The sequence below is a fragment of the Robbsia andropogonis genome, from assembly GCF_034047095.1.
Taxonomy (GTDB): Bacteria; Pseudomonadota; Gammaproteobacteria; order Burkholderiales; family Burkholderiaceae; genus Robbsia; species Robbsia andropogonis.
Window position 1 is genome coordinate 330,086 of the sequence record NZ_CP139166.1, and the last position, 18,098, is coordinate 348,183.

Annotated in this window: 18 protein-coding genes; 13 read left to right on the plus strand and 5 right to left on the minus strand. The window is 57.3% G+C overall.

The annotated features are described in order from the left end of the window. Positions 1-121: 121 nt before the first annotated feature. The 11 genes from ssuD to SJQ66_RS06655 all read left to right on the plus strand — a co-directional run bounded on the left by ssuD (position 122) and on the right by SJQ66_RS06655 (position 10,569). On the plus strand, positions 122-1,267 hold the full coding sequence (gene ssuD, locus SJQ66_RS06605) for an FMNH2-dependent alkanesulfonate monooxygenase (protein ID WP_046152057.1): 1,146 nt from the start codon (positions 122-124) through the stop codon (positions 1,265-1,267). Between the two features lie 299 nt (positions 1,268-1,566). Further along, positions 1,567-2,658, plus strand: a complete 1,092-nt coding sequence (locus SJQ66_RS06610) for an ABC transporter permease (protein WP_407691476.1) — start codon at positions 1,567-1,569, stop codon at positions 2,656-2,658. Further along, positions 2,631-3,455: an ABC transporter ATP-binding protein gene (locus tag SJQ66_RS06615; protein ID WP_407691477.1), complete on the plus strand. Its 825-nt coding sequence runs from the start codon at positions 2,631-2,633 to the stop codon at positions 3,453-3,455. The genes SJQ66_RS06610 and SJQ66_RS06615 overlap by 28 nt, the downstream gene beginning before the upstream one ends. Before the next feature lie 256 nt (positions 3,456-3,711). Then, positions 3,712-4,185, plus strand: a complete 474-nt coding sequence (locus tag SJQ66_RS06620) for a rhodanese-like domain-containing protein (RefSeq protein WP_253464299.1) — start codon at positions 3,712-3,714, stop codon at positions 4,183-4,185. Between the two features lie 23 nt (positions 4,186-4,208). Next, the gene (gene epsC / locus SJQ66_RS06625) at positions 4,209-5,159 is read left to right on the plus strand and encodes a serine O-acetyltransferase EpsC (RefSeq protein ID WP_024904808.1); all 951 of its coding nucleotides are present in this window, start codon (positions 4,209-4,211) and stop codon (positions 5,157-5,159) included. Continuing rightward, positions 5,156-5,407, plus strand: a complete 252-nt coding sequence (locus SJQ66_RS06630; RefSeq protein WP_024904807.1) for a helix-turn-helix domain-containing protein — start codon at positions 5,156-5,158, stop codon at positions 5,405-5,407. Before epsC ends, SJQ66_RS06630 begins: the two co-directional genes overlap by 4 nt. Before the next feature lie 116 nt (positions 5,408-5,523). Beyond that, entirely contained in the window at positions 5,524-6,456 is a 933-nt protein-coding gene (locus SJQ66_RS06635; protein WP_024904806.1) for a family 2A encapsulin nanocompartment shell protein, read from the plus strand. Then, complete coding sequence (locus tag SJQ66_RS06640) at positions 6,431-8,413, plus strand: family 2A encapsulin nanocompartment cargo protein cysteine desulfurase (protein ID WP_253464297.1); 1,983 nt, start codon at positions 6,431-6,433, stop codon at positions 8,411-8,413. Before SJQ66_RS06635 ends, SJQ66_RS06640 begins: the two co-directional genes overlap by 26 nt. Positions 8,414-8,592: 179 nt before the next feature. After that, positions 8,593-9,543, plus strand: coding sequence for a TauD/TfdA dioxygenase family protein (locus SJQ66_RS06645; protein ID WP_024904804.1), 951 nt, complete (start codon positions 8,593-8,595; stop codon positions 9,541-9,543). 229 nt (positions 9,544-9,772) lie between these two features. Then, on the plus strand, positions 9,773-10,054 hold the full coding sequence (locus SJQ66_RS06650; protein WP_253464293.1) for a hypothetical protein: 282 nt from the start codon (positions 9,773-9,775) through the stop codon (positions 10,052-10,054). A 68-nt stretch (positions 10,055-10,122) separates the two neighbouring features. Further along, complete coding sequence (locus SJQ66_RS06655) at positions 10,123-10,569, plus strand: PA2169 family four-helix-bundle protein (protein WP_024904802.1); 447 nt, start codon at positions 10,123-10,125, stop codon at positions 10,567-10,569. A gap of 36 nt (positions 10,570-10,605) precedes the next feature. On the opposite strand, the gene SJQ66_RS06660 is transcribed toward SJQ66_RS06655, so the two are convergent. The 5 genes from SJQ66_RS06660 to SJQ66_RS06680 all read right to left on the minus strand — a co-directional run bounded on the left by SJQ66_RS06660 (position 10,606) and on the right by SJQ66_RS06680 (position 15,475). Further along, on the minus strand, positions 10,606-11,097 hold the full coding sequence (locus SJQ66_RS06660) for an MgtC/SapB family protein (RefSeq protein WP_024904801.1): 492 nt from the start codon (positions 11,095-11,097) through the stop codon (positions 10,606-10,608). 242 nt (positions 11,098-11,339) lie between these two features. Next, complete coding sequence (locus tag SJQ66_RS06665; protein WP_024904800.1) at positions 11,340-12,410, minus strand: ABC transporter ATP-binding protein; 1,071 nt, start codon at positions 12,408-12,410, stop codon at positions 11,340-11,342. Between the two features lie 20 nt (positions 12,411-12,430). Then, the gene (locus SJQ66_RS06670; RefSeq protein ID WP_407691483.1) at positions 12,431-13,225 is read right to left on the minus strand and encodes an ABC transporter permease; all 795 of its coding nucleotides are present in this window, start codon (positions 13,223-13,225) and stop codon (positions 12,431-12,433) included. Positions 13,226-13,230: 5 nt separating this feature from the next. Beyond that, the gene (locus SJQ66_RS06675; RefSeq protein WP_024904798.1) at positions 13,231-14,166 is read right to left on the minus strand and encodes an ABC transporter permease; all 936 of its coding nucleotides are present in this window, start codon (positions 14,164-14,166) and stop codon (positions 13,231-13,233) included. A 208-nt stretch (positions 14,167-14,374) separates the two neighbouring features. Further along, positions 14,375-15,475, minus strand: coding sequence for an ABC transporter substrate-binding protein (locus SJQ66_RS06680; protein WP_024904797.1), 1,101 nt, complete (start codon positions 15,473-15,475; stop codon positions 14,375-14,377). 672 nt (positions 15,476-16,147) lie between these two features. On the opposite strand from SJQ66_RS06680, the gene SJQ66_RS06685 reads away from it, so the two are divergent. Then, complete coding sequence (locus SJQ66_RS06685; protein WP_024904796.1) at positions 16,148-16,930, plus strand: DeoR/GlpR family DNA-binding transcription regulator; 783 nt, start codon at positions 16,148-16,150, stop codon at positions 16,928-16,930. Between the two features lie 392 nt (positions 16,931-17,322). Beyond that, the gene (locus SJQ66_RS06690; RefSeq protein ID WP_024904795.1) at positions 17,323-18,006 is read left to right on the plus strand and encodes a histidinol-phosphatase; all 684 of its coding nucleotides are present in this window, start codon (positions 17,323-17,325) and stop codon (positions 18,004-18,006) included. The last annotated feature ends 92 nt before the right edge of the window (positions 18,007-18,098 follow it).

Sequence of the window (18,098 nt, forward strand, 5' to 3'; positions counted from 1 at the left end):
CGATTATTCCGTGAGCGCCGCCTGCTTATCACGCGGCGCTGCCTAAACGAGGTGTCGACATGATGGGAAATCACGCACGGGGCCGAATCGACGGCCGGAGGATAGGAGGAGCGACCGTCCGATGAATGTCTTTTGGTTCATTCCTACCCACGGAGACAGTCGCTACCTGGGGACTTCCGAGGGCGCTCGCGCCGCGGATTTCGACTATTTTCGTCAGATTGCCGTTGCGGCCGACACGCTCGGTTACGAAGGGGTGTTGCTGCCGACGGGGCGATCCTGCGAGGACGCATGGGTTGTCGCATCGTCGCTCATGCCGTTCACGCAGCGTCTTAAATTCCTCGTCGCAATCCGGCCGGGGCTATCTTCTCCTGCCTTGTCGGCGCGAATGGCATCCACGTTCGATCGACTGTCGAAAGGGCGGCTATTGATCAATGTCGTAACGGGCGGCGACCCGGCCGAGCTCGCCGGAGACGGCATTTTTACGGATCATGATACGCGTTACGAAGTGACCGACGAATTCCTGCATATCTGGCGTGGCCTCCTCGCTGCCTCCCATGCGGGCGAGACAATCGAATTCGACGGGAAACACCTGCAAAGCAAAGGCGGGAAGATATTGTATCCGCCGATACAATCGGCGCATCCGCCATTGTGGTTTGGCGGTTCGTCACCGGCGGCGCATGCGATTGCCGCCGATCATATCGATACCTATCTGACTTGGGGCGAAACACCCGACGCCGTTGCCAGAAAGATTGCCGATATACGACAACGGGCGAAGGCGAAAGGGCGAAAGATTACATTCGGCATCCGGCTGCATGTGATCGTGCGCGAGACGGAGGCGGAGGCATGGTCCGATGCGGACAAGCTGATCAGTCGATTGGATGACGATACCATTGCGCGTGCGCAAGCATCGTTTGCAAAGATGGATTCGGAAGGGCAGCGGCGGATGGCGGCACTGCATAATGGCCGACGTGACAAGTTGCAGATTTATCCCCACCTTTGGGCGGGGGTTGGCTTGGTACGTGGCGGTGCGGGGACGGCTCTGGTCGGGAATCCGGAGCAGGTCGCGGCATTGATGAAAGAGTATGCGGCGCTGGGCGTGGAAACCTTCATTCTCTCTGGATATCCGCATCTGGAGGAATCTTACCGCTTCGCGGAGCTGGTATTTCCATTGCTGCCACGGGAGCAGAAAACCCGGTCAGGTGGTCTGTTATCCGGCCCATTTGGTGAAGTCGTCGGCGCGGGCTTGCTGCCGCGTGCCGCGGCATAGCGTGGTACACCCGTTCAGACTTCTTAAAAAACCATATCAAAAGCAGAAATGCTTGGTTTTGCCTGGCTGTCGTGCGAGATAAGCTCCATCAAATTCTACCAGCGATAATTTGGTGAGCCATATGTCCATTTCAGATGACTTTCGGGTTGAAGTCAGGCTTGCACAGACGAGCCCGATGATGTACGCGGATGATTTACGGAATATATGTGCCGCAGCGGCGATGACGTTCTTCGTGATTGTCACTCGCTGTTCATCCGCACATCACGTCTTTGCCGATTCCTTGCTCTGAGCTTTCGACCATGGCTTATTCCCAATCTGAATCATCGCAGCCACACGTGGTCGGATCGCGCGATCCGGGAACCTATCGCGCGTCACATGCCGCGCTACCTTCGCCGGATGCGCGGGCGAAAAGCAAGGGGCAATTCAACCGACGCGTTGCGTTTGTGGGTGCCATGGCCACCGCGGCGTGGACCGCATTGGCAGCGATCGTCGGCATCTGGCCGAATTACGACGACTTCCCCGAAACAAGCACACTGGCTTGGCTGTCAGTGGTGCTCGCAGCCGTATTGTTCTTCGCGACGATATCGGGATCGCGCAGGCATGCCGAGGCGCTTGCCGATGCGCGCATTGGTGCGATAACGCGCGTGTTCCCGTGGGCAATCGCGCTGGCTGTCGTGTTGTCCGGATGGGAGGTCGTGACAGCAAAGCTGGGTCTCTTGCCCCGGCCGTTTTTCGCGCCGCCGCAGGCCTTGCTGGACGTATTCCGTAACGACTACATCAAGTTGGGAACAAGCCTCCTGTATTCACTGCGGTTATTGTTCCTTGGTTATGTGGCAGGCGCGATGACCGGGTTTGTGGTTGGCGTTGGCGTGGGGTGGTCGCGGATCGTCGGGTATTGGGTCCATCCCATCCTGCGGATCATCGGGCCGTTACCTGCCACCGCGTGGTTGCCACTGGCATTTTTCTTTTTCCCATCTAGCTTCTCCGCGAGCATCTTCCTGATCGCGCTCGCCAGTGGGTTTCCTGTTGCCGTGCTGACATGGTCGGGCGTGGCGAGTGTCAATCCGGCTTTTTACGATATCGCGCGCACGCTGGGTGGAAAGCCTTGGTTCCTGGTCTTGCGTGTTGCCGTGCCAGCGGCGTTGCCATCGGTATTCGTCGGTTTGTTCATGGGACTTGGGGCATCCTTTTCGGTATTGGTCGTCGCCGAGATGATGGGCGTGAAGGCGGGATTGGGCTTCTATCTGCAATGGGCGCAAGGATGGGCCGCGTACGCGAATATGTATGCGGCGTTATTGGTGATGGCGTTGATGTGCTCAGGCCTGATCACGTTGCTATTTGCCGTTCGCGGAAGATTACTTGTATGGCAGAAGGGGCTTCTCAAATGGTAACGATCGTCGAAAACCAGGCGGCATCGGCACATGCATCCATCGGCCCTGCGGTCGGCTATCTGGATATTCGCGATGTCAGCCATGCCTTTGTATTGGATGGCACTTCGTTGCCGGTGTTGGATAACGTACGATTTTCCGCTGAACCGGGCGATTTTGTCGCATTGCTGGGGCCAAGCGGCTGCGGAAAGTCGACGCTGTTACGATTGGTTGCGGGCCTTGAAGCCCCGCGTGAAGGCGCCATCTATTACAACAACGACCGTGTTGCCGGCCCGGATCCGCATCGGGTTGTTGTATTTCAAGACCCAACGCTTTATCCCTGGTTGACCATCCGTCGCAACGTCGGTTTGGGGCCGGCCGCGCAGGGTCGACGCGATGCGGACCGTCGCATCGACGAAGCGTTGGAGACGGTGGGTCTTGCCGCGTTCGCCAATGCCTACCCGCACCAATTGTCAGGTGGCATGGCACAGCGTGCCGCGTTGGCGCGTGCCCTTGTCAATGACCCATCGCTGCTGATCCTGGACGAACCTTTCGGCAAGTTGGATTCGCTGACGCGTTTGAACATGCAAAGTGAGTTATTGGCATTGTGGCATCGGATCCGTTTTACAACGCTTTTGGTGACGCACGATGTGGAAGAGGCATTGTTCATGGCCACGCGCGTGATCGTATTCAGCGACCGCCCTGCGTGCATCATTGCCGATATCCCGAATGATCGACCCTATCCGCGACATCGCGATGATCCGCACCTTGTTGCCTTGCGCCAGCATGTGCTGGGACAACTTGGCGTGGCCGTATCGTGAGCGTGACGTGAAGGATTTCCCTGTCTTTGTAGTATCGGCGGCCCCGGGTGTTGTGAGGCGAAGTACGCCGCCGTTGCACGGGAACTGCTTCGTTATGAAATAAGTAATGACATTAAATTGGTTCCCTGTCTGGTGATTCGAATGCAAAGTGGCGAAGCCAGATCGCGGCGCGGGGCAGAGATGCCCCTGGTCTTGCCGCGTCGTTTCTTGCTGCAAGCGTATTCCGCTAAAACCGATGACCGGAGGGGAATTCATCATGCTAATTGCCTCGGAAGACGAGACCTTCGCTGAGACTGTACTGGGTTACGCCCGCGAAACCGCGCGCGAAAGCAGGCTGGCCTATGCCGGGGGCGTGAGTCCTGCCGACGCCTGGACCTTGGTGTCGCGCGGCGAGGCGCTGCTGGTCGACGTCCGTACCGCCGAAGAACGGAAATTCGTTGGCCATGTGCCCGACACCGTGCATGTGCCGTGGGCGACCGGAACCAGCTTGACACGGAATCCCCGTTTCGTTCGCGAGCTGGAGGCCAAGGCGGGCGGCAAGGACGCCGTGATACTGCTGCTCTGCCGTAGCGGCAACCGCTCGGCACAGGCCGCGGATGCCGCCGCGAAAGCCGGTTTTTCGCACGTGTTCAATGTCCTGGAAGGTTTCGAAGGCGATCTGGATGCCGCGCAGCATCGCGGGGGCGTCAACGGTTGGCGTTTCCGCCAGCTACCTTGGATTCAAGATTAGTTTTGCTTATAAGGGGCACCAACGTGGCCGCATTCGACATCGACGGGATCGTTCGTTCCCTGCATACTGCCCGGCATGATTGGCGTAAGCGTCAGCAGCGCGCCATCGAAGCGGGCGGCCGCGATCTTCCCTCGCCGGACGCACTGAAAGCGATCGTCGATGCCTTGAAAGGCGTGTTGTTTCCCATGCGCCTGGGTCCGCCCGATCTACGCCAGGAAAGTGAAGACCTGTACGTCGCGCACAGCCTGGACGCAGCGTTGAACGCCTTGTTGATTCAGGCGCGGCTCGAGTTGCGCTATTCCGCGCGGTACCGTGACGGTGGCGAGTTGGCCAAGGTCGACGCTCACGACATCGTGCAGACATTCGCGTCGCGGTTGCCGGATATCCGCTCACGTCTTGATGCCGATGTGCTTGCGGCGTTCCAAGGCGATCCCGCGGCGGGCAGCGTCGATGAAGTGCTGCTTTGCTATCCAGGGATTCTTGCAATTATTCACCACCGGCTTGCACACGAATTGTTCACGCTGGGCTTGCCTTTGCTAGCGCGAATGCTTGCCGAGCGCGCGCATGGCGAGACCGGTGTGGATATTCATCCAGGGGCGCGCATAGGTCAAGGCTGTTTCATTGATCATGGGACGGGCGTGGTGATTGGTGAAACGGCGATCATCGGCGAGCGAGTTCGTATCTATCAGGCTGTCACGCTAGGTGCGAAACGCTTTCCACGGGACGCGGCAGGTAATCTCGAAAAAGGTCTCGCACGTCATCCAATCGTCGAGGACGACGTCGTTATTTACGCAGGGGCGACAATACTCGGTCGTATCACGATTGGCCGCGGCGCGGTGATCGGCGGAAACGTCTGGCTGACGCAGGATGTGGCGCCAGGCAGTCACGTGACCCAGGCCGTGGCCTCTACCGCTGTATCCCGTCCGGTGGCCGCACCCGTGCCATCGGCGCTCCCTACCCGCGCGACGGCATGACACCCTTGATCAGGCAATTCGGTGTGACTGTGAGACGCTACCGCGAAGCGCGGCGATGGTCGCAGGAGCAGCTTGCGGAACATGCCGGCCTCAATCGTTCCTATGTGGGCGAAGTCGAGCGCGGCGAGGTGATCGCGTCCATATTGACCGCGGAGAAACTGGCGAACGCGCTCGATCAACCTATTACATCGCTATTGCGGCAGACAGAACGCCGCCATATTGGCACGCTCAGTAGCGCGGTCGATTGATATTTCATAGGAATATCGGAGTGATGGCTATAGCCTGTTGAGGGCGGCGCGTTCCACTCGTCATAATCTCCGCGCGTTATAAGCTTTCCCGTTTTTCTTCTAACCCGGAGCCCGATATGTCGACCGTAGCAAATGGTCCGACCACGCTGAGCGATCAGGCAGCGCGCCAGCTTGCGAATGCCACGAAGACCGTCCCCCAGCTCGCCACCATTACGCCCCGCTGGCTGACCCACCTCCTTCAATGGGTGCCGGTGGAAGCCGGCATCTACCGATTGAATCAGGTCAAGAATCCTGAGGCAGTGAAGGCCGCATGTACGCAGCGCGAAGACGAACAGGTACTGCCCCAGACGTTCGTGCCCTACGAAGAAGCGCCACGGGAATACTTTCTTAATGCGGTCAGTACCGTTCTGGATGTACATACGCGTATCTCGGACTTGTATAGCAGTCCGCACGATCAGATCAAGGAACAACTGCGCCTGACGATTGAAACAATCAAGGAGTTGCAGGAAAGCCAACTAATCAATAACGCCGAATACGGCCTGCTGGCCAATGTCACCGACGAGCAGCGCGTGTATCCGTTGACGGGTGCGCCAACACCGGACGATATGGACGAGTTGTTGAGCAAGGTATGGAAGGAGCCGGCATTTTTCCTGACCCATCCATTGGCGATTGCCGCATTCGGCCGTGAATGCACTCGCCGCGGTGTGCCCCCGCCGACAGTGAGCCTGTTCGGATCGCAGTTCATCACCTGGCGCGGTATCCCGCTGATTCCGTCGGACAAGGTGCCGGTTGCCGATGGCAAGACGTCGATCCTGCTGCTGCGCGTGGGCGATAAACGCCAAGGCGTGGTTGGTCTTTACCAGCCCGGCGTGGCTGGCGAACAAGGTCCCGGTTTGTCGGTACGGTTCATGGGGATCAACAATCAGGCGATTGCTTCTTACTTGATTTCGCTATATTGCTCACTCGCGGTCCATTCACCGGATGCACTCGCGGTTCTCGAAGACGTGGAGATCGGCAAGTACCATGACTACCCCGACACCTACCGCTGATATCGCCAATCCGGGGGCGCAGGCACCGGCGGGATTACCCGATCCGGGCACACTCGCGCGGCTTGCGACGGCGTTCTTTACGGCATTGCCGGGACAATCGCCCGCATCGTCGCTGGTGCCGGGAAGCGGTGCGCCAGGGGGCGTGACGATAGTATTGCCACAGGCTGTTACCGCATTGAACGTCGCCGCGAATCCCGCCCCCGGGGGCTCGCCGTTCGCAGGGCCCGGCGGCACCGGCACCGGCGCTTCTTCTTCCGGCGTTCCAGTAGGGGCACTTCCTGGAACAAACCTGTTATCGTCGGCACCCACGCAGGTGCTGACACTCGGCAATCGCGCACCGTCGCTTGCACCACATGCATCCGCCGGGAATGATATACCCGATACCGTGGTGACAACCGCACCGACCATCGAGCCGCGTACGGGAGGAACCGCGCTGGGTGGTACACCGGGTATCACTTCCTCTCTTTTCTACTTTATCGACAGCGCATCACATGGATGGCGTGCCCAGCCCGCTGCCGTCGTGCCCCCCGCACGCGCGACGGTGGCACCTGAGGCGTTCGGCCTGCCGGACGCCAACAGCTTGCGTGATTTGCTGTCATCGAACCATCGGCATGCATCCCAGAGCGGTTCGGAAGCGCCCCCACGGTACTTCCTCGACGAGCCGGATGCTCCGGACTACTCGAGAAGACCCATCACCTCGGATCGGTTTGACGGTGAACGCCGTTTTACGTCAACGCACGCGACATTCGATGTCGATGCCGTGCGCCGCGATTTCCCGATCCTGCGCGAGCGCGTAAACGGCAAGCCGCTTGTGTGGCTGGATAACGCGGCCACCACGCATAAGCCGCAAGCGGTCATCGATCGTCTTGCGTATTTTTATTCGCATGAGAACTCGAATATCCATCGCGCGGCGCATGCGTTGGCCGGGCGTGCCACCGATGCATACGAGCATGCTCGCGATACCGTACGGCGTTTCATCGGAGCCGCGTCGTCCGACGAGATTATCTTCGTTCGGGGCACGACCGAAGGGATCAACCTGGTGGCAAAGACATGGGGCGAACAGAACGTCGAAGCCGGAGACGATATCATCGTCTCGCATCTCGAACATCACGCAAATATCGTCCCGTGGCAGCAACTGGCTTCGCGGAAGGGCGCGACCTTGAAGGTGATTCCGGTCGACGATTCCGGACAGGTCAAATTGGATGCATTCCGCCAATTATTGACTCACCGAACCAAGATCGTCTCCGTCACGCAGGTCTCGAATGCACTCGGTACCGTAGTGCCGGTAAAGGAGATTGTCGCGCTCGCGCATAGCGTAGGCGCCGTGGCGCTCGTCGACGGTGCGCAATCGATTTCGCATATGCGGGTGAACGTGCAGGCGATCGATGCTGACTTTTTCGTGTTTTCAGGACACAAGATCTACGGTCCGACGGGCATTGGCGCGGTCTATGGAAAGCGTCATTTGCTCGACGCCATGCCGCCTTGGCAGGGCGGTGGCAATATGATTGCCGATGTGACCTTCGAACGGACTGTTTTCCAAGCGCCTCCTAGCCGTTTCGAAGCGGGCACCGGTAACATTGCGGACGCGGTGGGGCTCGGGGCGGCACTCGAATACGTCGATCGCATCGGGATCGAGCGCATTGCACGGTACGAGCATGATCTGCTTGCGTATGCAACCGAACGACTTGGGCGAGTGCCGGGGGTGAGATTGGTTGGTACCGCCAACGAGAAGGCGAGCGTGCTGTCGTTCGTCCTGAAAGGCTATGAAACCGAAGAAGTCGGCCGGGCCCTGAATGATGAAGGGGTCGCCGTGCGGTCTGGTCATCACTGCGCCCAGCCCATATTGCGTCGGTTTGGCCTTGAGGCGACGGTTCGACCTTCGCTGGCGTTCTACAACACACGCGACGAGGTCGATCTCCTGACGTCAGTCGTACGGCGTTTGTCGGGACGGCGCTAAGGAGCGGGCAGCGGCTTAAAACACGAATAAAGCATAAGATAAGCCCAAAAAAATGGTTTTGGCCGTTGCCCTACGACGATAGTCTGGTAATCGTCGTTCCCCTCACCGGGATTGTGGCTCGCTCATCGACCAGTCGTCATCGCGCTCCACAATGCCCTTTACGTCAAAGGATGCTTGCGATGAGTGCAGTGATCAAGGAAGTGGCCGCGAACAGTGTGAAGGTCAAGCCGATATCCGCCCATATCGGTGCCCAAATCGAGGGCGTCGATCTCTCCGTGCCACTACGACCCGAGCAGGTTGTCGCGATCCGAGCGGCATTGCTGAAGTGGCGCGTGATCTTCTTTCGCGACCAACCGCTGACGCATGCGCAGCAGGTTGCATTTTCCGCGCAGTTTGGTGCGTTGACGCTCGGCCACCCGGTGTTTGGACACGTACCGGGGCATCCCGAGGTGTATTCCATCGACAAGTTCCGTCAAGCAACGCGCTTTAGCGGCCAAGGTGTCCAGCGTCCGTGGACCGGCTGGCATACGGACGTGACGGCGGCCGTCAATCCGCCATTTGCTTCCATCCTCCGGGGCGTGACCATCCCGCCGTATGGTGGTGATACCCAATGGACAAATCTGGTAGCGGCATATGAAGCGCTTTCCGCGCCCTTGCGCGCGTTTGTCGACGGCCTGCGCGGGGTACATCGTTTTGCGCCGCCAGCGGGTGTGCATGCCAGCCATGATTACAAGCAGGCCGTGGAGCAACGCATCCTTGTCACCGAGCATCCTCTCGTGCGAGTGCATCCCGAGACCGGGGAGCGGGCACTGTATGTCAGTCCGAGCTTCTTGAAGCATATCGTCGGATTAACGCCGCGCGAGAGTCAGGCGGTGCTCGAATTATTGTGGGAGCATGTGACGCAGCCGCGCTTCACGGTGCGCTTCAAATGGGAAGCCGGCAGCCTAGCATTCTGGGATAACAGATCAACCGCGCACTTGGCTCCCACCGATATTTTCGACCTCGACTTTGATCGGCAGCTTTATCGCACGACCTTGGTGGGGGACATACCGGTGGGACCGGACGGTCGGCCATCTGAAGCATTGGAAGGCTCCCCCGTCAACGCCGCCGCCGCATTGGCGTTGAATTGAGTGCGGGTGGTGACCAGACGGCAGGAGCGCGCCGTCATTGTCCAGGTCGGTGCTTCGAAAGCAGGACGCGATTTCGCGACGCGTCACGCCGGATTGCCTTCACCGCCGCACTGAACCTCAATGCCGCCGTGGCGTTCTATCGCGATCGGAAGCGTCGCATGTCGTCAGTATTTACGCGTTTGTTCGTCTGAACCTGATCGGTACGCCTGAGTCTATCGCAAGGGACTTCATGGAATCGTTCGAACAGGACGCTGCGGATGGCTTCGTGCTGAAAGGAACCAACGCCTTTTGCACCGTTGCGAATGAAGTGTTTCCGATCTTGCGGGAAAGAGGCATTTTGCGCCGCCTGCCAGCAAGGGATAGACGTTCCCGCAGGCGCTGTACCGCGGGTCGTCTGCGCGCATACGCTAGTGTGGGGATAGATTTACGCCGATCGGTTTGTCTATTTGCTATTGCAAAAATAAAAAATATCATTGCCCGTCTCACAACTTGCTCAAAAAATGTCATTTGATGCGGGCGTGGTCTGAACATTGCTACGTAACCGTTGCCGGTGATTCACTAATTCATAAAGGAATAGCAATGACGACAACGACAAAGATTTTGAACGGCCTGATTGAAACTTCAATCGATGGTGAAAAAGGGTTCCGCAAGGCCGCTGAGGATACGCAAGATAGTAGTCTAAAAGCGCTGTTTATTGAACGGGCAGGGGAGTGCGCGGCAGCGGTAACCGAACTCCAGGCAGAAGTAGGCAGATTAGGTGCATCGCCGGAAGATGAAGGCTCGTTTGCCGGCACGTTGCATCGTGGTTGGCTTTCGGTGAAAGCGGCCGTGGCGTCGCATGACGATCTGGCGGTCCTTGAGGAAGTCGAGCGTGGGGAAGATGCCGCCAAGAAGAATTATCGTGAAGCACTTGCCCAAGATCTTCCGCCGGAAGTGCGTACGTTGATCGAAAAACAAAATCAAGGTGTCATTCGTAACCACGATCGTATTCGCGATCTGCGTAACGAGCGGCGCGCGGCTGAATAATAGAGCGGGAGTGACTGCGGCCGCGTCAATGGCATGCTATGTCTCATCTGAATCGGCGTGATCCTTGAAGCGGCGCATGAAGGACAGAATAATTAGCGCCAGGATGGCGCTCGTGACCGCTGTCGCTTCTCGCCCCATGCCGGCCGCTACACCAACCGCCGCGGTCAGCCAGAGACTCGCTGCGGTGGTCAAGCCATGAATGGCGCGATCCTTGTCAATTTTGATAATGGCCCCTGCCCCTAAAAAACCAATGCCCGCGATAAGTCCTTGGAGCACGCGGCTCATATCGACAATGGTCATCCCGCTTTGCAGCGGAATAAGCACGAACATGGCCGCCCCGAGTCCCACGAGCATATGTGTTCTCAGTCCGGCCGCGGATTGGCGGCTCTCCCGCTCATAACCAATGGCGCCGCTCAGCGCGATGGCGACCAACAGGCGAATCAGAAGCTCGGTCCATTGCGAAGCGTCATGGAGATCAGAGAACTCCTTCACGATGACCTGACCTATTTCGTGTAATACGGATGGCATAACGCATACTCCATGACAAATTGGAGTAACTATAGCGTGAAATGAGGTAGAAAATTACCGGGTGAAGGGACTGACCGACAATGTTGGTCAACCATCCGTGTCCGTTCCGAATTCGTCCTTGTAGCGATGATCCGTTACGCTTTTCTCGCCCATCGGAACATCCGCACGACAGATTAACCGACATCCGTGTCGTTCGCCGTTTCAGAGAACGGTCTGGATCTGCTCGGGTGCCCCATCGACTATTACGTTGGCTGATCTTCCAGCACCAGTAAATTGTCGTGAGAAAAACTCAGTGAAATCGGCTGTCCCCGCTCGGGTAGTCGACGGTTCGGATCGTTGAAGATATCCAACGAGATGGCAGCGTTATTGACACTGGTTTTGACGCGCACCACCGCGCCCAGGAATTGTACGTCCTGTACGGTAGCGCGCAGTGCATTGCGCCCCGCCACGGGCGCGTCTATGGAAATCGCTTCCGGGCGCAGTGCCAACGCGCGCTGCTTGCCGATGTCGCTGTGTTGCAAAGGGTGTGTGGTGACCAGCTCCTGATCTCCGAGCATCATGCGGCCACTGCGTGCGTCCACCACTTGTGCCGATAAAATATTCAAAGTACCAACGAAGGACGCGACAAAACGGGTACGCGGGTAGTTATAGATTTCCGATGGGGTCCCGATATGTTCGATCCGGCCCTCGTTCATGACGACGATGCGGTCCGAGATCGACAACGCTTCTTCTTGATCATGAGTAACGAAGATCGAGGTGATACCCAAGTCCCGCTGCAACGCGCGGATATCTTGACGCAATGACACGCGGATTTTTGCGTCGAGGGCGGATAGCGGTTCGTCCAACAGCAGGACTTGCGGCTTGCTCGCCAACGCTCGGGCCAAGGCCACGCGTTGTTGTTGGCCACCGGAAAGCTGCCACGGATAGCGTTGTCCAAGTAGCGGCAATTTGATCAGTTCCAGCATCTCGCCCACACGAGTTTTGATGGCGGCTTTCGAGGCGCCGGCGATCCGCAAGCTGAAGCCGATATTCTCGGCTACGGTCATATTGGGGAACAGCGCGTACGACTGGAACACCATGCCAATATTGCGTTGCCGCGGTCGGAGGTGTGTCACGTCGCGCCCGTCCATATGAATCGTCCCGCTGGTCGGCGATTCAAAGCCGGCGATCATCCGTAAAACCGTGGTCTTGCCGCAGCCCGATGGTCCCAAGAAGGTAATGAATTCGCCGCGCTCGATGCTGATTGCGAAATGATGCAAGGCGACGTTCGTCCCGAACGATTTGAGCAGATCTTTGATATCGAGAAAAGCCATGATGCGATGCCTCGTGCCATTCAGGCTTTACGGGTGGCAGACTGCTTCAGCGAGTCGAACAGTTGAATCAATCCCATCGAGGCCCAGGTAACGGCAAACGCAATGATCGCCAGGGCAGATGGTTCGTAAGCGCGGTTGGCGCCGATCAATTGCAGATACGGTCCGAACGCCGGGCGGTCGAGAAGACTGGCGAACGTGAATTCACCGATCACGATAGCGAAGGTAAGGAAAGCGCCGGACAATAGTGCCGTGCGAATATTGGGCAGAATCACCCGCAATAGGATAGTGGTCCAACCGGCGCCCAGACATTCAGCTGCTTCGGTGAGCGAACGCACGTCGATGGCCCGCAGTCCGGTATCGATCGAACGATACATATAGGGTAGCGATAGCGTCACGTAGCCGAAAATCAGCAAGATATTGGTACGACCCGCACTACCGGTCAAGGGCAGCCAGCTGCTGCTGTTATAAATACGCAAATAGCCGAAGACGATGACAATGGCGGGAATCACCAGTGGCAATAGGGTGATTGACTCGATTACGGGCGCCAGTTTTGGCAAACGAAGCTGTACCCAGAATGCGGTAGGCGCGACCAGAAAGATGCCTGTGACAATCGTCAAGATGGCCATCAAGACCGAATAACCGAAGGAAGCCTGGAAATTCGGGTCGCTTAGCACGACACGGTAAGCATCAAAACTATAAGTGCCGCGCCGCATTCGCAAACTGAATTCAAATGTGGCGATCAAAGGAATCATGAAGTAGAGCGCGCCGACAACCATAGCGATCCAGGCGCCGACGCGTGAAGGCTTCTTTTGCATGTTCATCAGCGTCCTCGTGCGGCACGTGCTCGCAGCCAGATATAACCGCCGTTAGACAGACCGGTGATTATTACCATGCCCACTGCCAATGCATAACCTAAATTCGGGTTATGCAATACATCGCCACGAATTTGCGCAAATAGCAAGATAGGCACGATATTCAGCGAACTGCCGGTGAGTGCATAAGCGGTAGCCACCGCACCGAAAGCGTTCGCGAAGAGCAGTAAAGATGCGCCGAGCACGGTAGGCCAAAGTACCGGCAGCGCAACGTGGCGCCAATAATGCCATGCGCTGCCGCCCAGACATTCGCATGCTTCACGCCATTCGCGTTTCAATCCGTCTAGCGCTGGCGTGACGATCAAGATCATCAAAGGCATCTGAAAGTATAAATACGTCAGCGTCAAGCCGGCAAAACTCAGGATGCTGAAACCCGTAGAATACAGATTGAAATCGAAGTACTTGCGGAGCATCACGGTCACCAGACCCATGCGACCCAATGTACAGATGAAGGCGAATGCCAGTGGCACCCCGGCGAAGTTTGACGCCACGCCGGAGAAGGTGCTTAGTGTCGGCCTGATCCACGCAGGCAATCCACCTTGTGCGGCTGCCCACGCCAGCAAAGTGCCAAAGATACCACCAATGAAGGCCGACGCCGCGCTGACCTTGATGCTGATCCAGTATGCGTTCAGCACTTCCGGGGTCAGCAGCGAGCGAAAATTTGCCAATGTGAAATGTCCGCTCTGATCGCGAAACGCGTCGATCACGAGTGAAGCCGTCGGCAATATCAAAAAAAACAGCGCAAACGCCAGAAATGGCAAGACGCCAAGCCAACTGAACAGGTTTTTTCCAAACGCCCGTCCGCGCGCATTCGGCGCGTGCTGATGCGTAGGGGGCGTCATCAGTTCGGCCTGCACCGATCCGGCTTTCGAGGGGACACTCATCGGCAGATTTGTGAAGTAATGCGACTCGGGCACCCGCGCGAGTCGGCTGGCTAGGCTAGGGAGCGGGGGCGGTGTGGCGTGCGTACTGGAACGGTGCCCTGCGTACGTTCCAAGCACGACGTTACCGCCTGGCGTTGCTGCATGATGTCCACGGCACGAATGCAGCGAACTACTTCAGTGCATCAGCTCACCGATTTACATCACCGCGCTACTTCACACTCGCGCCCACGGTGGTGTCCCATTGTTTGGTGATGGCTTCCTTATAGGCATTTTGATCGGCCAGCGTCGGGAACAGGGCGCGTTTATACGCGTCGGCTGCCGGAAGCTTGGCCAACAGAGCTTGCGGGACTTTGTTCGCTGCAACCAGGCTGTTGTAGCGGATCGGGTGGCAATAACCGCTCAGCCATGCCAACTGACCTTCGTCCGAATACAAGTATTCCATCCATAATTTGGCGGCATTCGGATGCGGTGCGAACGCACTAATCGCTTGCACGTAAACGCCTGCAACCACGCCTGTCTTTGGCACGATTACTTGCACATTCGGATTGCCCTTGAGCGTGTCGCGGTCGGCCAAGGCGTTGTAGTCCCAGCGCATGATGATCGGCGTGGTGCCTTGTGCCAAGGATGCTGCTTTGCCGATTACCGGCACGAAGTTGCCGCGCTTGTTCAGTTCGGAAAAGAATTGCATGCCGGCTTGTGCCGATTTCACCGGGTCGCCGCCAGCGGTCGGCTTGCCTGCCGCATATACCGCTTGAATGGCTTCGTTCGCCGAGCGGGGGTCGCCCGCCAGGGCTACCGCGTTCTTATAATCAGCATGCAGCAGATCACTCCAATCGGTCGGAGCCTTGGAGACCATGTCCATGTTCACTTCAAAGGACATGACACCGTAATAATCGCCGTACCAATAACCGGCTGCGTCTTTGGCCGTCTCTGGAATCTCGCTCCACTCGGAAACCTTGTACGGCTGCAACAGACCTTGCGCCTTTGCCGTCGGTCCGAATGACAGCCCGACGTCGATGACGTCGGGCGCTTGCGGCCCCGTGTTGCCCTTGTTCGCCTTGATGGCTTCCACTTCATCGCCCGAACCTGCATCCGGGTTCAATTCGTTGATCTTGATGCCGTACTTCTTTTCAAAGCCAGCGATCATCGAACCGTAGCCGCACCATGTATGCGGCAACGCGATCACCGTCAATTGGCCTTCTTTCTTCGCTGCCGCCAATAGCCCTTCCGGCAATGCCGCATGGGCGGCCATCGACAAGCCGGTAAGGGTGGAGATGGAGAGGACGTGTGCCAGCCAATTGCGATTCATCGTGTTCCCTGACCTTTAGTAGGATGTAATGCTTGAGGTGCGCCCCGCACCATGCCGTTTGTAAGCACGTTTTGTTCGAAAATCATCCAGGCGTGCACGAGTGCCACCCATTCCGAATCAGGCATCATCATGCAATTGTCATGTGACAAACATGTGTTAAAGATCGTTCATGGAGTAGTATTTTACTTTTTTTGAAGGGGCGGCTGTATTTAGCGCTTCAGCTTGTTCTGAATAAATGGTAAGCATAACGAAATAAATAAATTGCTTTACCACTTGTGCGTGCGGACGGCCGCGATGATGTCATTCTTGAGCGCACGCCCAGCTCGTGCGCCGCATGCATCCGGCACAGAATCGAGCTGAAAATACGTATGTAATACGCGTTCAGAACATTGCATGGTGAGCGCCGAGCAGACGAAGCTTACTCAGGTGAGCGCTGCTGCACAAGGTAAGTCCGATCGATGTGCCCTTGCACCACTGCACTTAGCGCTAGGCTAATATTAAATACCTATATTTGCAAGTACGCAAAAATATGCAATGCATGTTCAGGTGATGTTATCCGTTTGTAATGATAGTATCGGTGCGCGTCCATCGGGTGCGGACGCCACCACGCTGCCTTGTTGCAATGTGGGCCGACGCCTTTGCGTCTGTCTTATCTCAATAAGGATCGAGTAAATGTGGCAGGAAGAGCGGCATCAACGTATTCGTGCATTGCTGTCGACGCTGGAGCGAGTGTCGACCGAACGCATCATGGCGGATTTGGAGGTGTCGCGCGAAACCGTGCGGCGCGATTTACTCGATCTGGAGGCGCTTGGTGCCTTGCGCCGCGTGCACGGTGGCGCCGTGGCGGCGCAAGTGGCCGGCGATAGCGAGGCGCCTATCGCCGAGCGCGCGCGCATGCGGGTGAAGGCCAAGGTCGCTCTGGCGCGTGCGGCCACCGGGATCATCAAAAGCGGCCAGACAATCTTTGTCGATGCCGGTACCACGACGGCGTTGCTGGCAGATGAATTGGCGAAGCTGGCCAATTTATTCATCGTGACGAATTCGGTCGACGTGGCCAGTCGTTTTCGCGGTGATGGACAGCAGAGTCGCAGTGCCAATGAAGTGCTGCTGCTAGGCGGGGGCTTGAGTCACCGTGCTTTGGCCACAGTCGGCGCGGCGACCATCCTCGACATCCAGCGTTATCGCGCCGACCTCGCCCTATTGTCACCGGTATCCGTCGATGAACACCAGGGTGCGAGTAATTTCGATCAGGAAGAAGCGGATGTCGCACGTGCCATGGTGGCCCATGCCGCGCGCGTGGTGATTCTGGCGGACTACAGCAAGATCGGTCAGCGCAGCCGCATCAGTTATTGCTTGCCTAAGCATATCGATGTGCTGATTACGAATGAAAAAGCGCGCGAAGCCGCATCGTTCGCCGCGCTCAAGCGTAAAGTGGGTGACGTCGTTCTCGCTTGAGCTGCCTGTTGGCAGGGTCCGCAAAGCCGCTTCAGGCACCTTGCCATATTGCCTTGGCATCATCCTCGCGTCGATTGGTCGTGCCGCCAGATCGCTTGAAAGTAGCGTTCCATCGCAGCTATTCGTTTTTCTCCGCGCTGCTGATCTTCTCTTCGCCCGCACGAGATAACACAATCAAAAGTCGGTTCGGTGACACTGCTTCATCATGTCCGGCAAAAACGGACTTGCAGTGCCTTCGCCAACACCTGTTTTATCGCTTGCACATTTTAGGCATATTGTACTTGTGTGTATTCGGTGATAGCGTGCATGATGCTGCCGACGACACGGATTTGCTTCGGGCAGCATGCAGCGCGAATGGCCTTGCCGCACTAGCAAACGCAGAGGAGTTCTGTATGGATCGACGTTTGGCTTTGTTCGACCTTGATCACACGCTTATCCCATTGGACAGCGATCAAGCGTGGGCGCAATTCATGATCCGCTTGGGTGTGGACGGCAGTGTTGCGCATGCGGCGGCCATCGATGAGTATTACCTGCGCTATGTTGCTGGCGAACGCGATATGGACGGCTATCTTGAATTGTCCTTGGCGCCCTTGGCGCGATTCTCCCGTGCGCAACTGCGAGATTGGCATCGGCAATTTATGGAGGCGGTGATATCTCCCGCCATTTTGCCTGCCGCGCGGGCCTTGCTGGCTGAGCATCAGCAGGCTGGCGACCTATGTTGCATCGTCACGGCGACCAATCGCTTTGTGACTGAACCGATTGCGGCCGCCTTGGGCGTCGCGCATTTACTGGCGATTGATTTGCGCACCGAAAACGACGATCCTGACGGCCCCTATACAGGTGAGATTCATGGCGTACCGACGTTTCGCGAAGGTAAAGTGATTCGTACGGAAGCATGGTTGGCAAGCCTGGGGCATCGCTTAAGTGATTTCTCCAGAAGCTATTTTTATAGTGATTCGATTAACGATTTGCCATTGCTCGAGCGTGTGACGGATCCGATCGCGAGCAATCCCGACGCGAGGTTGCGCGAGGTTGCGTTGCAGCGGCAGTGGCCCATCATCGAGCTGTTCCCTTGATTATTTTCACTACCTGCTTTTATTAAGAGACGGTACTGTAGGAGGCTAGCGTGATGCGGATTTCATTTCATCCCGTTAAGTGATGTATTAAG

Excerpts from the sequence above, each read along its gene's own strand:
- ssuD (WP_046152057.1), top strand. The coding sequence starts at position 122 with ATGAATGTCTTTTGGTTCATTCCTACCCACGGAGACAGTCGCTACCTG.
- SJQ66_RS06610 (WP_407691476.1), top strand. The coding sequence starts at position 1,567 with ATGGCTTATTCCCAATCTGAATCATCGCAGCCACACGTGGTCGGATCG.
- SJQ66_RS06615 (WP_407691477.1), top strand. The coding sequence starts at position 2,631 with ATGGCAGAAGGGGCTTCTCAAATGGTAACGATCGTCGAAAACCAGGCG.
- SJQ66_RS06620 (WP_253464299.1), top strand. The coding sequence starts at position 3,712 with ATGCTAATTGCCTCGGAAGACGAGACCTTCGCTGAGACTGTACTGGGT.
- SJQ66_RS06630 (WP_024904807.1), top strand. The coding sequence starts at position 5,156 with ATGACACCCTTGATCAGGCAATTCGGTGTGACTGTGAGACGCTACCGC.
- SJQ66_RS06635 (WP_024904806.1), top strand. The coding sequence starts at position 5,524 with ATGTCGACCGTAGCAAATGGTCCGACCACGCTGAGCGATCAGGCAGCG.
- SJQ66_RS06640 (WP_253464297.1), top strand. The coding sequence starts at position 6,431 with ATGACTACCCCGACACCTACCGCTGATATCGCCAATCCGGGGGCGCAG.
- SJQ66_RS06645 (WP_024904804.1), top strand. The coding sequence starts at position 8,593 with ATGAGTGCAGTGATCAAGGAAGTGGCCGCGAACAGTGTGAAGGTCAAG.
- SJQ66_RS06650 (WP_253464293.1), top strand. The coding sequence starts at position 9,773 with ATGGAATCGTTCGAACAGGACGCTGCGGATGGCTTCGTGCTGAAAGGA.
- SJQ66_RS06655 (WP_024904802.1), top strand. The coding sequence starts at position 10,123 with ATGACGACAACGACAAAGATTTTGAACGGCCTGATTGAAACTTCAATC.
- SJQ66_RS06660 (WP_024904801.1), bottom strand. The coding sequence starts at position 11,097 with ATGCCATCCGTATTACACGAAATAGGTCAGGTCATCGTGAAGGAGTTC.
- SJQ66_RS06665 (WP_024904800.1), bottom strand. The coding sequence starts at position 12,410 with ATGGCTTTTCTCGATATCAAAGATCTGCTCAAATCGTTCGGGACGAAC.
- SJQ66_RS06670 (WP_407691483.1), bottom strand. The coding sequence starts at position 13,225 with ATGCAAAAGAAGCCTTCACGCGTCGGCGCCTGGATCGCTATGGTTGTC.
- SJQ66_RS06675 (WP_024904798.1), bottom strand. The coding sequence starts at position 14,166 with ATGAGTGTCCCCTCGAAAGCCGGATCGGTGCAGGCCGAACTGATGACG.
- SJQ66_RS06680 (WP_024904797.1), bottom strand. The coding sequence starts at position 15,475 with ATGAATCGCAATTGGCTGGCACACGTCCTCTCCATCTCCACCCTTACC.
- SJQ66_RS06685 (WP_024904796.1), top strand. The coding sequence starts at position 16,148 with ATGTGGCAGGAAGAGCGGCATCAACGTATTCGTGCATTGCTGTCGACG.
- SJQ66_RS06690 (WP_024904795.1), top strand. The coding sequence starts at position 17,323 with ATGGATCGACGTTTGGCTTTGTTCGACCTTGATCACACGCTTATCCCA.